Source organism: Bradyrhizobium sp. CCBAU 051011, assembly GCF_009930815.1.
In the GTDB taxonomy this organism is placed as follows: domain Bacteria; phylum Pseudomonadota; class Alphaproteobacteria; order Rhizobiales; family Xanthobacteraceae; genus Bradyrhizobium.
This window is the reverse complement of record NZ_CP022222.1, coordinates 7,372,964-7,387,405: the sequence shown is the minus strand read 5'-3', so window position 1 is coordinate 7,387,405 and position 14,442 is coordinate 7,372,964. Positions and strand designations below refer to the sequence as shown.

16 protein-coding genes, 1 tRNA gene and 1 pseudogene are annotated in these 14,442 nt (G+C 61.8%); 12 read left to right on the top strand and 6 right to left on the bottom strand.

All coding sequences use genetic code 11. The features are described 5' to 3' along the window. Positions 1–121 precede the first annotated feature (121 nt). A complete protein-coding gene (locus ACH79_RS34875) occupies positions 122–1,126 on the bottom strand; it encodes a tripartite tricarboxylate transporter substrate binding protein (RefSeq protein WP_161854990.1) in 1,005 nt (334 codons plus the stop codon). A gap of 126 nt (positions 1,127–1,252) precedes the next feature. Further along, positions 1,253–1,738, bottom strand: coding sequence for an outer membrane protein assembly factor BamE (locus tag ACH79_RS34870; RefSeq protein WP_371419482.1), 486 nt, complete (start codon positions 1,736–1,738; stop codon positions 1,253–1,255). A 121-nt stretch (positions 1,739–1,859) separates the two neighbouring features. Between ACH79_RS34870 and ACH79_RS34865 the strand changes: the two genes are divergently transcribed. From ACH79_RS34865 to ACH79_RS34825, 9 genes are all read left to right on the top strand, one after another. After that, positions 1,860–2,411, top strand: a complete 552-nt coding sequence (locus ACH79_RS34865) for a ubiquinol-cytochrome C chaperone family protein (RefSeq protein WP_161856713.1) — start codon at positions 1,860–1,862, stop codon at positions 2,409–2,411. Next, positions 2,408–2,995, top strand: coding sequence for a DUF177 domain-containing protein (locus tag ACH79_RS34860; protein ID WP_161854989.1), 588 nt, complete (start codon positions 2,408–2,410; stop codon positions 2,993–2,995). The genes ACH79_RS34865 and ACH79_RS34860 overlap by 4 nt, the downstream gene beginning before the upstream one ends. Positions 2,996–3,296: 301 nt before the next feature. Beyond that, positions 3,297–4,343: a phosphate acyltransferase PlsX gene (gene plsX, locus ACH79_RS34855; RefSeq protein ID WP_161854988.1), complete on the top strand. Its 1,047-nt coding sequence runs from the start codon at positions 3,297–3,299 to the stop codon at positions 4,341–4,343. Next, complete coding sequence (locus ACH79_RS34850; protein ID WP_161854987.1) at positions 4,340–5,317, top strand: beta-ketoacyl-ACP synthase III; 978 nt, start codon at positions 4,340–4,342, stop codon at positions 5,315–5,317. The genes plsX and ACH79_RS34850 overlap by 4 nt, the downstream gene beginning before the upstream one ends. 131 nt (positions 5,318–5,448) lie before the next feature. Next, positions 5,449–5,778 (top strand): integration host factor subunit alpha, encoded by a 330-nt coding sequence (locus ACH79_RS34845; protein ID WP_057858942.1) that lies wholly within the window; start codon positions 5,449–5,451, stop codon positions 5,776–5,778. Positions 5,779–5,855: 77 nt separating this feature from the next. Next, entirely contained in the window at positions 5,856–6,416 is a 561-nt protein-coding gene (locus tag ACH79_RS34840) for a MerR family transcriptional regulator (RefSeq protein ID WP_161854986.1), read from the top strand. Positions 6,417–6,506: 90 nt separating this feature from the next. Beyond that, positions 6,507–6,584 (top strand) — tRNA-Pro (locus ACH79_RS34835). A 376-nt stretch (positions 6,585–6,960) separates the two neighbouring features. Beyond that, positions 6,961–7,542 (top strand): hypothetical protein, encoded by a 582-nt coding sequence (locus ACH79_RS34830; protein WP_161854985.1) that lies wholly within the window; start codon positions 6,961–6,963, stop codon positions 7,540–7,542. Positions 7,543–7,557: 15 nt separating this feature from the next. Further along, positions 7,558–8,238, top strand: a complete 681-nt coding sequence (locus ACH79_RS34825; RefSeq protein ID WP_161854984.1) for a hypothetical protein — start codon at positions 7,558–7,560, stop codon at positions 8,236–8,238. A gap of 44 nt (positions 8,239–8,282) precedes the next feature. Here ACH79_RS34825 and ACH79_RS34820 read toward each other — a convergent pair whose 3' ends face one another. Continuing rightward, positions 8,283–9,506, bottom strand: a complete 1,224-nt coding sequence (locus tag ACH79_RS34820; RefSeq protein WP_161854983.1) for an ABC transporter substrate-binding protein — start codon at positions 9,504–9,506, stop codon at positions 8,283–8,285. A gap of 350 nt (positions 9,507–9,856) precedes the next feature. Between ACH79_RS34820 and ACH79_RS34815 the strand changes: the two are divergent. Then, positions 9,857–10,758, top strand: a pseudogene (locus ACH79_RS34815) (dihydrodipicolinate synthase family protein); the annotation flags it as partial. 154 nt (positions 10,759–10,912) lie between these two features. Further along, entirely contained in the window at positions 10,913–11,881 is a 969-nt protein-coding gene (locus ACH79_RS34810; protein WP_161854982.1) for an SDR family oxidoreductase, read from the top strand. 199 nt (positions 11,882–12,080) lie between these two features. Here the strand turns inward: ACH79_RS34810 and ACH79_RS34805 are convergent, their stop codons facing one another. Both ACH79_RS34805 and ACH79_RS34800 read right to left on the bottom strand, forming a co-directional pair. Then, positions 12,081–12,554 (bottom strand): GcrA family cell cycle regulator, encoded by a 474-nt coding sequence (locus ACH79_RS34805; RefSeq protein WP_161854981.1) that lies wholly within the window; start codon positions 12,552–12,554, stop codon positions 12,081–12,083. Positions 12,555–12,598: 44 nt separating this feature from the next. Then, the gene (locus tag ACH79_RS34800) at positions 12,599–12,799 is read right to left on the bottom strand and encodes a hypothetical protein (protein ID WP_057839093.1); all 201 of its coding nucleotides are present in this window, start codon (positions 12,797–12,799) and stop codon (positions 12,599–12,601) included. A gap of 282 nt (positions 12,800–13,081) precedes the next feature. Here ACH79_RS34800 and ACH79_RS34795 point away from each other — a divergent pair, with 282 nt between their 5' ends. Then, positions 13,082–13,429, top strand: a complete 348-nt coding sequence (locus tag ACH79_RS34795) for a GrlR family regulatory protein (RefSeq protein ID WP_161854980.1) — start codon at positions 13,082–13,084, stop codon at positions 13,427–13,429. Between the two features lie 20 nt (positions 13,430–13,449). On the opposite strand, the gene ACH79_RS34790 is transcribed toward ACH79_RS34795, so the two are convergent. Beyond that, positions 13,450–14,391: an acetamidase/formamidase family protein gene (locus ACH79_RS34790; protein ID WP_161854979.1), complete on the bottom strand. Its 942-nt coding sequence runs from the start codon at positions 14,389–14,391 to the stop codon at positions 13,450–13,452. Positions 14,392–14,442: the final 51 nt, after the last annotated feature.

Here is a 14,442-nt window from a genome sequence, read left to right as displayed (position 1 = left end):
CCGCGGGGTTTTTGTTTCGGCCTTCGTTGGGTGGGTTAGCGCAGCGTAACCCACCGAAATGTTTGTGCGCGGCGAGACCGCAGGTGGGTTACGGCTTCGCCTGACCCACCCTACGAACTTCTCAATTCACATCCATCTGCAGGCCTTCGCGCTTGATGATCTCGCCGAACTTCGCGGTCTCGGCCTGCACGAAGTCAGAGAATTGCTGCGGCGTGCCCCAGTCGGCGGTGGCGCCCATGTTGCCGATGGTCTTCTTGACGTCATCGCGCGCCAGCATCGCCTTGATCTCCTTGTTGAGCGCCTCGACGGCGGGAGCGGGCGTAGCCTTCGGCAGGAAGACGCCAAACCAGGAGGAGACGTCGAACTTCGCAAGTTCGGGTACACCCTCGCGTATGGTCGGAATGTTCGGCGCCGCCGGGCTGCGCTCGGGCGTGGTCACGCAAAGCGCGGTGAGCTTGCCCTCCTGGGTCTGCGGCAGCGTGGGATAGAGGTTGTCGAACAGTATCTGGATGTCGCCCGCGAGTGCCGCCTGCAGCGCCGGACCTGCGCCGCGGAACGGCACATGGACCATCTTCAGGCCGGTAAGTTGCAGGAACCAGGCGCCGGTGAGGTGAGGGCTCTGCCCGACGCCGGAGGAGCCGTAGGTCAGCTTGTCCGGATTGGCCTTGATGTAGGCGATCAACTCTGGGATCGACTTGATGCCGGTCGACGGATGCGCCGAGACAATGTTGGGAATCCGGATCATGTTGCTGACCGGCTGCAACTGGTCGGCCTTGTAGGTCATGTTGCGGAAGATGCTGTAGGCGATCGCGTTCGGACCGGGATTGCCGACCAGGATGACGTGGCCGTCGGCTTTGCCCCGCACGGCTTCGGCAGTGCCGATGGTGCCGCCGCCGCCGGAGCGGTTTTCCACGACGGCTGACTGGCCCCAAGCGGTCTGCAGATGCGCGGCCAGCAAACGTCCCATCACGTCGGTGCTGCCGCCCGCCGCTGCCGGTACGATGAGACGCACGGTCTCGGTCGGGCGCCAGTCAGAGCCGAAGCTCGAGCGCGGCAAAATCGCCGCCGCCGATACGGCTGCAGCTCCGGTCAAAACGCGGCGGCGAGAAATAGCTTTAATCGTCACAAGTTCACTCCCTGCTTTGGATTCTTGTTGGCAGGGACCGTAGGCAGCGCGTGCGCAGAGGGCAAGCGGGCGACTTGGCGCAGGATTTCCGCGCCACGGAACAGAGTGATTCAGAAGTGACTGGCTCTAGTTAAAGCTCAAGAGCTTGAACAGCGGCGTCAGGTAGCTGAGCTCCTGGCCGGATGTGGGCGTGGTGCGGCTGATGAAGTCGAAGATCTTGCCGTCCTGCAATCCGTAATTGGCAAGCCGCGTCACCTGGCGGTTCTTGTCGAAATAGATCGCGATCACGCGCTGGTCGACGACCTGCTGGTTCATGAAAGCGACTTTGCGTTCGGAGCGCTGCGAGATGTAATAGAACACCTCGCCGTTCAGGGTCGCCACCGTGGACGGCGTTCCCATCACGATCAGCACCTGATCCTGGCTGGCGCCGATCGGAATTTGCTCCAGCGCGTTGGGCGGCAGGATATAGCCCTTCTGGAACTGCTCGCCGGTGCATCCGGCCAGCGCCGCGCAGACCAATGCCACGGCCGCCGCCGCGCGAAAACCGCGCCGGCATGCGGACAGGCGGCGCGACGAGGGCACGCTGGTGCTCAGGTGGCTCATTTCGGTCATGTCAGGAATTAGCCCGTCCTCTTGCATCGCGCGGTGCGTTGACGTACCGGGCAGCACGCTGGATTGCAACATGCGCGGGCCCCCGGCAAAGAATCTGGAGGGCTCGCTCGCGGAACCCACAATGCTTTGGCCGTTCAATCACTTCAGGAAACCCCGGCCGCCGTTGCGCGGCACCATCGAGGCCATCTATGGCATGATCGTGACGCAGGCGCGAGAACCGTTGTTTTATCGGGACTTTGGGGTTCCGGACACGGTTAACGGCCGTTTTGACCTGCTTCTGCTGCATTTGTGGCTGGTGCTGCGGCGATTGAAATCGGTCGAGGGGGCCACGGCCCTGTCGCAGGGGCTATTCGACCATTTTTGCAACGATATGGACGATAATCTGCGCGAGATGGGGGTCAGCGACCTCAAGGTGCCGAAGCGGATGCAGGCCTTCGGCGAGGCCTTCTATGGCCGGACAACGGCCTATGACCTGGCGCTGACGGACGGCCGCGAGGCGCTGGCACAGGCCATGTGCAAGAATATCCTGAACGGCGAGAATATCGAAAAAGCCCGCCTGCTTGCGGTCTATGCCGAGGCGGCAATGGCCGCCCTCGACAGCCAGGGCGAGGCGGCGCTGGTAAGTGGTTCGGCCAGGTTTCCCTCGCCCGAGAAGGCAGGCGCACAGCAATGAGCAAGACCGGTACGACAGAGAAACCCGACCCGTGGCGCGTCCCCGTCGCGGTAGCGCAGATACCGGAGACGGGCCTGCATCGCGATATCCAGGCCGATCAGGCCATCCGCGCTGCCGTGGCCGATGTCGGAGGCTTGCGTGAGGTGCTTTCGGTGCGGGCCTCTTTCGACGTCACGCCAAAGAGCGGCGGCCGCTTCCACGTGGTCGGCCACGTGCGGGCGCGGATCGGCCAGACCTGCGTGGTGACGTTGGAGGAGATCGAGAACGATATCGACGAACCGATCGATCTGATCTTCGCGCCGCCCGAGCAGATCCCGCAGATGGCCGCGCTGGTCGACGAGGCCGAAGAGAGCGACGAGGAGATGCCCGATCCGCCCGAGCCGATCGAGAACGGTATGATCGACCTCGGCAGGGTTGCCACCGACGCCTTGTATCTCGCCGTCGATCCCTATCCGCGCAAGCCCGGCGCCGTATTTGAGCCGGTGGTTGAAGCAGCCGATCCCGAAGATCATCCGTTCGCGGCGCTCAAGGCGTTGAAAGCAGAACCGAAAAAATCGGGCGCCAGGAAGCCCAAGGGCAAGTAGCCGGCAGCTAAAGTGGCCTAGGAAGCTGCGTTCGGGTTGAAGTAGCTCCAATATCTTCCCAAGAATCCAAAATAAGATATTGAATTATCTGGGTATATTTCTTATTTTGGATTTCGGGCCACACCGCTTCCCTTTCGCCAAAAGACCGCCCTCAAGAGGTTGTGTCAGAACGGGGACACGCTATTGTCGCGGCCCGGCGGAGGCGCGCGTTGCGTTTCACCGAGCATCGCTTTAGCGGTGCCATTCCAGTGCGCGGCCGGGCTCTACGAGGGCCGCAAGAGATCAGGTTTCCGGGACGTTCATGCCTCAAAAGGTTCGAATCGCGCTTGACGCCATGGGTGGCGATGTCGGCGCATCGGTCGTCATTCCCGGCGCCGCAATCTCTTTGGAACGGCATCCCGACACCGAATTCCTGCTCTATGGCGACAGCAAGCTGATCGACGAGCAACTCGCGAAATATCCGGCGCTGAAGGCAGCATCGCGCGTGGTCCATACCGATGTCACGGTGAGTATGCACGACAAGCCGAGCCAGGCGTTGCGCCGCGGCCGCAAAAGGTCGTCAATGTGGCTTGCGATCGACGCCGTGAAGCGGAGCGAGGCTCATGTTGCGGTTTCCGCCGGCAACACCGGCGCCCTGATGGCGATGGCACGCTTCCATCTGCACACCATGCCCGGGATCGATCGCCCGGCCATTGCGGGCGTGTGGCCGACGGCACGCGGCGATTCCGTCGTGCTCGATCTCGGCGCCACGATCGGCGGCGACGCGCACCATCTCGTGGCTCTGGCGGTGATGGGCAGCGCGATGGCGAGCGTGCTGTTCAACCGGGAACGGCCGACTGTCGGCCTCCTCAACATCGGGGTCGAGGAGATCAAGGGCCATGAGGAGATCCGCGAGGCCGCCGAGTTGCTGCGCGCGTCGCAGCTCAATTATATTGGCTTCGTCGAGGGCGACGGGATCGGCCAGGGCGCGGCCGATGTGATCGTTTCGGAAGGATTCAGCGGCAACATCGCGTTGAAAGCCGCCGAAGGCACTGCGCGGCAGATGGCGGATTTTCTGCGCAACGCCATGGCAAGCAGTTGGCTATCCCGGATCGGTTACCTGTTCGCCCGCGGCGCGTTCAAGGCGCTCCGGGACAAGCTCGATCCGAACAAATCCAATGGTGGCGTGCTGCTTGGCCTGAAAGGCGTGGTCGTCAAAAGCCATGGCGGAATCAGCGCCGAAGGCTTTGCCTACGCAATCGATGTTGGCTATGAGATGGTCCGCTGCGATCTCCTCACCAAGATCAATCAGATGATAAATAGCGACGGTAGTGCACTGGCACAGACCGCGCAGGAGGCTGTCTCGTGACTGCGAAACGTTCGGTCGTGCTGGGCTGCGGCTCCTATCTGCCGCAGAAGGTGCTGACCAATGCGGAACTCGCCGCCCGGATCGATACGTCGGACGAGTGGATCGTGCAGCGTACCGGCATCCGGGAGCGGCACATCGCGGCCGAAGGCGAGTTCACCTCGCATCTGGCAATCAACGCCGCGCGCGCCGCGCTGGAGCATGCCGGCCTCGACGCCCAGGCGATCGACCTGATCGTGCTGGCGACCTCGACGCCGGACAACACTTTTCCGGCGACCGCGGTCGCCGTTCAGAACGAACTTGGCATCCACCACGGCGCCGCCTTCGATCTGCAGGCGGTGTGCTCCGGCTTCGTCTTCGCGCTCGCGACCGCCGATAATTTCCTGCGTTCCGGCGCTTACAAGCGCGCGCTGGTGATCGGCGCCGAAACCTTCTCGCGCATTCTCGACTGGAACGACCGCGGCACCTGCGTGCTGTTCGGCGACGGCGCCGGCGCGGTCGTGCTCGAGGCGCAGGACCAGCCGGGCCTGCCTTCCGACCGCGGCGTGCTGACGACGCATCTGCGCTCGGACGGCCGGCACAAGGCAAAGCTGTTCGTCGATGGCGGTCCTTCCAGCACCCAGACCGTCGGCTATCTCCGGATGGAAGGCCGCGAAGTGTTCAAGCACGCGGTCGGCATGATCACGGATGTGATCGTGGACGCCTTCAATGCTACGGGAACCAGCGCCGAGGACATCGACTGGTTCATTCCGCATCAGGCCAACAAGCGAATCATCGACGCGTCAGCGCACAAGCTTCATATTGCGCCGCAGAAGGTGGTGCTGACCGTCGATCAGCACGGCAATACGTCGGCGGCGTCGATTCCGCTGGCGCTTGCGGTTGCCGTCAAGGACGGGCGCGTCAAGAAGGGCGATCTGGTGCTGTTTGAAGCCATGGGCGGCGGCTTCACCTGGGGTTCCGCCCTCGTGCGCTGGTAAGCGCTGGGTAAAACTACCGATTAAAATTGTGGCCGACTTCATGCTTCTGCATGATGCTCGCTGTTGACCATTGCGTGCTAACCTCATAATTTCAGGCAATAAATTTGTTCGCCGAGAGTGCGGGGCAGGCGATGACCGGGACCGGAAAAACAGTCACACGTGTCGATCTCTGCGAGGCGGTCTACCAGAAGGTGGGCCTCTCGCGAACGGAATCGTCCGCGTTTGTCGAGCTCGTTTTGAAAGAGATTACCGATTGCCTGGAGAAAGGCGAGACGGTGAAGCTGTCGTCGTTCGGCTCGTTCATGGTGCGCAAGAAGGGACAGCGGATCGGACGTAACCCGAAGACCGGTACTGAAGTGCCGATCTCGCCGCGTCGTGTGATGGTGTTCAAGCCATCGGCGATTCTGAAGCAGCGCATCAACGGCCATGCGGTGGGCAACGGCGAAAGCAAGGCCGAATAGCGAGACCGAGTAGCACGACCGCGTAGCAAGGCGAGTACTGCGTCTTCACCAACTAGATGAGTTGAGAGGAGTGGCATTTGGACAAGGCGCCGGATGCGTTCCGCACCATCAGCGAAGTCGCTGAAGAGCTCGACATTCCCCAGCACGTGCTGCGATTCTGGGAGACGCGGTTCGCCCAGATCAAGCCGATGAAGCGAAGCGGCGGGCGGCGTTACTATCGCCCCGACGACGTCGATCTGCTGAAGGGGATCCGCCGTCTGCTGTACGGCGAGGGCTACACCATCCGCGGCGTGCAGCGGATCCTGAAAGAGCACGGCATCAAATCGGTACAGGGCCTTGCCGACCAGACTTCTGCCGTCACCTTCGGAGCGGTCGAGGAGGCGATCGGTCTCAGTCTGCAGGAGCCCGAAGAGGGAGAAATCCCGACCGCGGATGCCGATTCCGAGGACGAGGATTACGAGACCGAAGAGAAGGAAATCGACTATCGCTTTGCCGATACCGACGACGACGGCATTTTGCTGCCGTTCGCCAAGGGCAAGCCGGGGCCGTCGGACGCCGACCGCGAACGCCTCGAACGGGTGCTGAAGGATCTGATCTCCTGCCGGGAGTTGCTGGATACGGCAATGAAGGACGGCTGAGCCGGCGGGAACTGGGCCCGCTCATTGGGCCTCAAAGAGGCCACTCGCGCGCCTTGCGCCGGACGCTGATCGCAGCTAATGGAACGGCATCGGAGCGTGGCGCAGCCCGGTTAGCGCACTAGTCTGGGAGACTAGGGGTCGGAGGTTCAAATCCTCTCGCTCCGACCATTTATATCTTCACGGATGGCGATCCTGATCTCGGCTAGATGCCGAGAGCCCAGACGGCAACAATGGTCCCCAGCACAGCTACGCCGCTGATCGTCCAGCCTGTAAAATAAGACCCGGCATCCGTTTCCGGTCGATCGACCATGGTATCGCGCCAATGGGTCACCGCGGCCTCCCATAGATTGATACTGCCTCTCGTATGTAGGTCGTGGCCGCGGGCTCAAGGTTCACGCGAGGTGCCGGGACACGCCCTGAGGCTAGCCCGCTCCAGAAGGTAAGTTCGCCTTAACCTCAACCGTGCATCGAGCCGCAATTAACGATCCTGGCACACTCCGGGTGTTACAAAATCCCCGAGCACAACCTGTGCAGAGTATGAGCCATGGATTTCCTGAAGCGTGCGGCCTTTGTTCTTGGCGGCATTTTTTTGGGCATAAACCTGATCAACTATTTTGTCATGGGCCATACCGGGGATTACCTGCCGGGCGGCGAACGTATGGGCGAGTGGAGGGCGGCGAAAATACGCCAGGCGTGTTACCCCGCGCTTGAACAGCCCGAAAGGGACGGGCTGCTCCCGAAGCTTTCCACCGACACGCATCGCGTTGACTGGCGCGATCTCGACCGGGCGAGGGACATGACGGCGGCGCTGAACTGCTATCTCGTCACGCACCCCAACGCGGTCTGCGAGCGGAACAACCGCGCCTACATCGTCGATTACATCAATCGCTATTTTGCGAAGTTCGATGAGATGATGAACACGGCCAAGCGATATGGCGAAGCCGAAATGTCCACAGTCAGGAAGCTCTGGGACAGCCCGCGCAACCGCGCGATCAACGCAGCCCTGGTGCAGGACACCAGCAGCGGGCGATTGATCAAGGCCGATTTCGGCTGGAGCGTGCCCACAGCGATGAAGCCGATGCTCGATCGCTACAAAGGTACGAGCGACAATTGCCCGAAGGCCTAGTGCCAGGAGTTTGAAATGGCCGGCGAAATTTTCAGCCTCATCCGCATGCCCATCATTGCCTTCCTCGGCGGCTTCCTCGTCGTCGGCGGATGGATCTGGGCGCCTAAAATATCGGATCTGGTGAAGAGCCAGTTCTCGGGCGGACCCAGTGTTTCAATGTTTGCCGACACCAATCGTATCGGCCGGCCGGAAACCGCGCCGGTCGTGCGAAGCTGTATTTTCAAGGCGGTGGACGTCGGTCCGGACGCCAGTAAGATGGAGCCGAGCGCAGCGTACTTCATCCTGAAGGCCGGCAGCATGCAGGCGAACATTTCCGCAATGGCTGGCAAGTCAGACCGCTGGTCCGAAAACCAGACGATCAATCAGGCCAACTCATGGGGACAATTGGCGAGCTGCATCTACGCCTTGGACGATCGCGAACTCTGCGATCCCGATAACCGCGCCGCGGCAGTGGAGGCCACTACCAAGTTCTTTGCCTACGCCAAGCAGACCGCCGGTTCTACAGGCAAGCCGGCGATATCGGCCGATGACGCACGCGCCATCGAGAATATCAGAGATCGCCTGTTGCTCATGCTCAAGAACCACCGTCGCTACGGTACGCTCGTCGCCGCCGATTTCGGCAGCTTTGCCCCGGCCGAAATAATGCAGGTCATGCGCAGCGAGCAGAAAGAGACCCGCGACATCTGCAAGCGCTGACGCATCGAGCTTCAAGCGCGCGCGCCTGGGAAAAATCTCGCGGCCTATTTGTTCTGACCGTCCGTGAACGCCGTATCGATCACGTCGCCGATTAGCTGCCAGGTGCGGCCGTCGAACTGAACGAGGCGCATCTGCTTGATCGGCCGGTAATCGTCCGTGCCGGTGTTTACCTTGATGCCGGGCAGAAGGACGGAAACCTCGAAGTCCTTCAACGAAGCTGCCTGCCGCATGATATTTTCGCGCGAGAGATCATTGCCGCATTGTTTCAGCACCTGAACCAGCGTCTCCGCGGCGGCATAGCCGTAAAGCGCGGCGCCGCTGCCCTTGTCCCCGTCGGGATAATACTTGTCCATGAAGTTCAGCCAGTTCTTGATTGCCGGATCGTCCTTCCAGGCCGGATCGGTCGGATCCTTGAGGAACGTGGCCGAAATCACACCAGCGGATTTCTGCGCCCCTGCGGGCCCCAATGTGGCGCCGATGGAGGCCGCCGCATCGTTCAACAGCAACGCCGGGTGCCAATGCAGGTCTGCCGCAAAGCGGATGACTTGCGAGGCTGCTGTCGGGACGCCTGCGAACAGCAGGATCTCGGCGCCGGATCGCTTCAGGATGGAAACATGTCCATCGATATGCTCATCGGCTACATCGAAGGCGAGGCCGACGATGATCATGCGCTTGAGGTCGCCGAGGCCCTTCTGGATTCCCTTGTGCAGGTCGTTGCCGAAGTGATCGTTCTGCCAAACGATCACGATCTTGCGCTGCGGATAGGTGGCCTGGATGTAGTTGGCGTAGATGCGCCCCGCGGCCTGGGATGACGGCTGCCAGCCCATCGTCCACGGAAACGCCTTCGGATCGCTCAACTCATCGGCGCCGGAAACCGGGAACAGCTGGGGAATTTTCTTCTCGTTCAGGAAACGCCGGATCGCAAGGTTCCCTGGCGTTCCGAAGGAACCGAATATCAGGTGGACATTGTCCTGCTCGACCAGTTTGCGCGTCATGTCGAGCGCAACGGTGGGATCGGAATTGTCGTCGCGGGAGATGAAGCGAATCTTGCGGCCGTTGATCCCGCCCTGGGCATTGATCATGTCGAAATAGGCAGCCTGGGCTCTTCCGATGGCGGCGAATTCGGCCAGCTTTCCTGAATAAGGCATGAGATTGCCGATGCGTATCTCGGTCTCATCGGCGGGTTGTTCGGAACGTTCCGGCGACATCGCACCCAGCGACGTCAACGCGACCGCCAAAGCGATCAGGAGTCGGACTGCCACATTCATCTGCGGTGCCCTCGATATGTCGGTTTTCGCAGCAAGCGGCGTCAGGTGAACAATCCCCCGCACCCTGTCACGCGAGCAGGTTACGCCCCGGGGAAGGTTCGCCATCGCGCCGTGCAGTCCATTGACATAGGTCAAGGGACTGCCAGCGCAACCGCTGGCCCCGGCAGTATTGGCGCTGCAGCGCAAAAGTCGCCACCTCCATTGTTGCTCCGGCATTTCTGCTGATCAGCCGCGTTGATGCTGCAACTGGATCGCCGCGACGACATTCAGTAGGCTTGCCGCGACCGGCTGGTATCGCCGGGAAAGCGGGAACACACCCGCACATTCGGGTGGAACGCGAGGGCAGTTCGATGAAAACACGTCCGACCGGCGTGGTACCGCCGATGACCACGCCATTTCGGAAAGACGGCGAGATCGAGTTCAAACTCGTTGCACCCCAGGTCGACTGGCTGATCGCGGCCGGCAGTCATGGCATGGCGGCCGGCGGTTCGACCGGTGAGGGGCATACGCTCGACCACGAGGAATATCGGGACCTGGTGGCGGCGACGGTGGAAGCGGCGAAAGGGCGCGCGCCCGTGATCGCCGGGATCATCGTCGATTTCACCCGCGATGCGATCCGCCGCGGCAGGCTGGTGCGCGACATGGACGTCGCAGCGCTGCAGGTGACGCCGGTGCATTATCTGTTCAAGCCGGACGAGCAGGCGATGTCGATCACTTCCGTCGCATGGCCGACGAAACCGGCATGCCGATCATCATCTACAACGTCGTGCCGTGGTCCTATCTGTCGCCGGCGCTGCTGACACGGATCATGAATGAGGTGCCGCTCGTCGTCGGCGTCAAGCAGAGCGCGGGCGATCTGAAACTGTTCGCCGATCTCATGATGATGGCGCCGGACAAACTGATCTACAGCGCCGTCGATGCCCTGATGTATCCGTCCTATACGCTTGGTGCGCATGGTTCGATCGCCGCGATCCTGAGCGCGGCGCCGCATGCGTCCGTCGAGCTCTGGAACGTGGTCAAGTCGGGCAACCATGTCCGTGCGCTCGAGCTGCACAAGAAACTGCTGACGCTGTGGAACGCCATCGTCTCCGATAATCTGCCGGCGTGCACGCGCTACGCACAGTCGCTGCAAGGGCTGCCGGCGACTTTCTCCCGCGCGCCGATGCCCGAAGCGTCGCCCACGCAACAGGCCGCCATCCGGAAGGCGCTGGAGGGATTGGGCGCACTGGGCGGCTCGCGCGAGGCGGCGGAGAAAATTCCGCTCCGCGAAACGGTCACGAGACAATCGCGCTGCCCGTCTTATGGGCGGCTTTACCGGCGGTTCTCACCTGTTACTGTCCTTCCCCACGGGCTCCATTTCCATGAGGGCCCCAACTCAAAAATTGAAAATCGAGGTAAGCGTCGCAATGAAGGATTTTGCCGGAAAGTTCGCCGTGATCACCGGGGGCGGCACGGGCATGGGCCGCGAACTCGCGCGCCAGCTTGTCGCCGAAGGCTGCAATGTCGCGATGTGCGACGTCTCGCCGGAAGCAATGGCCGAAACCAAGCGGCTGTGCGAGGCGGAAAAGCTGCCGCAGGGTCTGCGCATTACCACCCATGTCGCCGACGTCTCGATCGAGGCTCACCTGCAGCGCTTCCGCGACGAGCTGATCGAGCAGCAGGCGACCGACAAGATCCATCTCCTGTTCAACAATGCCGGCATCGGCGGCGGCGGCAGCCTGTTCACCAACACGCGCGAGCAGTGGGAGCGCACCTTCAACATCTGCTGGGGCGGCGTCTATCTCGGCGTCCGCACTTTCCTGCCGCTGATGATGAAGGCCGACGAGGCCCACATCATCAACACATCGAGCGTCAACGGCTTCTGGGCATCCGTCGGCATAGGCGCCTCGCACACCGCCTACAGCGCCGCCAAGTTCGCGGTGAAAGGTTTTACCGAAGCGTTGATGACGGACCTGCGCCTCAACGCTCCGCATATCAAATGCTCAGTTGTGATGCCCGGGCATATCGGTACCTCGATCGTTTCCAATTCGCGCAAGATCCAGAGCGGATCGGAATCCGAAGAACTGAGCCCGAATGAAATCCTGGCGACGCGGCAGCGCCTGAACGGCATGGGCATCGACACCGCGGCGATGTCGGACGACGACATCCAACAGATCGCGCGGGATCGCGCTCGCACTTTCCGCGAGGAGGCGCCGACCACGGCGGCGGCCGCGGCAAAGATCATCCTCGATGGCGTCAAGGCCGAGCGCTGGCGCATTCTCGTCGGCGACGACGCCCACAAGCTCGACGAGCGGGTGCGGCAGGCCCCGGAAAAGGCCTACACGCCGGAGTTCTACAAGAGCTTTACGGAAGAGGTCGGCTGGCGGCTCGGCTAGAGCATGATCCGGAAAAGTGTGCAGCGGTTTTCCCTCGCGACAAACGCGGAACGCGTTTGCGCGGAGATCATGCTCAAACAAAAGGTAAAGCGGATGACGATTCGAAGAAAAGTCATCACGCGTTAGCGGACGGTCGGTTGATGGAATCAGAACCGACCGTCCGCTTCTTCGTATCTTCGCGATAACTGCATGTCGCTCGTCAATATGCGCGCGCAACGCGCTGGCGAGAGCCCGGGCGGTAGGCGAGGCGGGTATGCCCAGTGCAATAGGGCATGCCTTCTACCGGCGTGTCGCCGCAAAAGCAGAAATCCTCAGCTCCTGGCGTGCTGATCGGCCAGCGGCAGCGCTGGTTGCTGAGTTCGAACAGCGAGCAGCGGTGTTCGCTTGTGATCGTTACTTCCGGCAGCGGCTGCGCGTTTTCATAGACGGCCTGCAGGATCTTGTACTGCAGGCGCGGAATGGATTTTCGGGAGCGTTCTCTGGCAGCCTTGGTGGGGCGTGGTTCGGCCCGGGCCGGGCCGCGCGTCAACTGGAGGCGGGCAAGCTTGCCAATCACGGCGTTGCGGCTGACGCCGATGCTGGCTGCTATCTCGCGACAGGTGAGGCCGGCCTCAAAATGGCTCTTCAGGAGCTCGACGCGATCGGTGGTCCAGGTCGGTAAATTCGTAAGCATTTTCTCGGTTCCACATTCTGTGAAGACCGCCGCGTCGTTGCCCGTCAGGACGCCTTTCCATTGTCGCGGATTGCAAGCAGCCCGTCCTTGATGGCGAGCCGAATGCCTTCCTCGATCAAAGTTCTTGCGACGCCGGGAACGCTGGTGCCGTGGGTGCCCTGTCTCACCAGTCTTTCGAGATAGTTGATGGTCGAGAGCGCCAACGTAACTGGAACGCGGTCGGTTTCGGCTTTTTCTGTAGCCATGGGGAACGCTAACTTTTAAACGATGTACTGAAAAGTTACTATTTCGACTCTATTTAGTTTTGCACACATGAGTCAAACGACTTGTGGATAGCCGTCTATCCATTTGAAAAAGCGTATTAAAAGCGGACGTGGGGGTTGTGGATCGGCCGAGCGCCGGTGACGCACAGTGCGCGGCAAGCGTTAACGGCCGTTGCAGGCGCGGCGAAACGATCCACTCCTGCGGCTATTTCCTGATTGCTTCGTGGGGCAGGGAATGCCGATGATGTCCGGGGCGAGGGCGCGATGACGGTAACGAACGGCCTCTACACCATCCAGATCGAGATGACGGACGGCGGCCAGGGCCGCGCGCACGGAGTAATCGTGCTGCACGATGGCAAGGTCGCCGGCGGCGACTCGTATTTTTACTACACGGGCTCATACACCGCGGATCGCGGCAAATGGCGCGGCGAACTGATTACCAATGAGCACACGAAATCCGCGGGCGCGCGGCCGCTGTTCGGCGGCCGCGAAGTCACCTGCGGCTTCAGTGGTTCGTATACCGCCGATGGTGCACAGGTGCAGGGGACCGCGTTGGTCGGTAAGACCAGCGTGTTGTTTCACGCCAGGCTCAAGCTGCGCTCTCCTTTTTGAAAAAGCCGCAGATCGTCCGATTACCCGTGCACGACCGCCTTCGCGATCATGCAGTGAATGCCCTTGGAGCCGTTAACCGTCTGCGTCACGCGCAGGTCGGCGGCGAGGCTGCAGAGCGTGTAGGCATCCTCGCGCGACAAATTGCGTTTCTCGCCGAGCAGCACGATCATGTCGCGCAACGCCCGCACCACGCATTGGTCGAGGTCGGGGTCCATCGCCATCGTCATGTAGTGATCTGATGTTTCGGCGCGGGGATAGCTGAGCCGCAGGTCCTTGCGCAGCGTCAGGCGGAAGCGGCCCTGCAGCGCGGTCTCGATTGCAGTGACGCAGACTTCGCCGTCTCCCTGCACGCCATGGCCGTCGCCGCAGGAGAACAGCGCCCCCGGCACGAACACCGGCAGATATAGTTTGGCGCCGGCGCCGAGCTCCTTGTTGTCGAGATTGCCGCCCATCGCACGCGGGATCAGCGAGGTGATGCGCCCCCAGGCGGGCGGCGGCGCCACACCCATCACACCGAAGAACGGCTTGAGCGGCAAATCGAGCCCCCACGGCATCCGGCCGACCATGCGATCGCGATCAAGCGGAATGTTCAGGATCCGCGTCTCATGGAAATCGTCGGGTAGCGTCCCCGCCAGCGGGCGGATCAGATTGTAGCCCCAGTCCTGCCGGAGCTGGACGTCGAGGATGTCAACCTCCAGAACGTCACCGGGCTCGGCGCCATCAACCGCAACCGGGCCGGTGAGAATGTGGCCGGGCAGCATGCGCTCGCTTCGCGCGTGAATGTCGGCAAGCTCGGGAGGTACGTGAAACCGACTACGGTCCGGCACCACGTCCGGGCCGCCGGTCACGGTGTCGATGGTGACTTCATCGCCACTGGCGATGGTCAGGGCCGGCTTCAATTTGGCTTCGAAGAAGCCCCAATGGCAGGTTTCGGGGCTGGAATGCAGGTGATGGTGGGACATGAGGAGGGCTTTTGATTGCTGCAATGGCGTCGTATGACGCTGTACCAGACA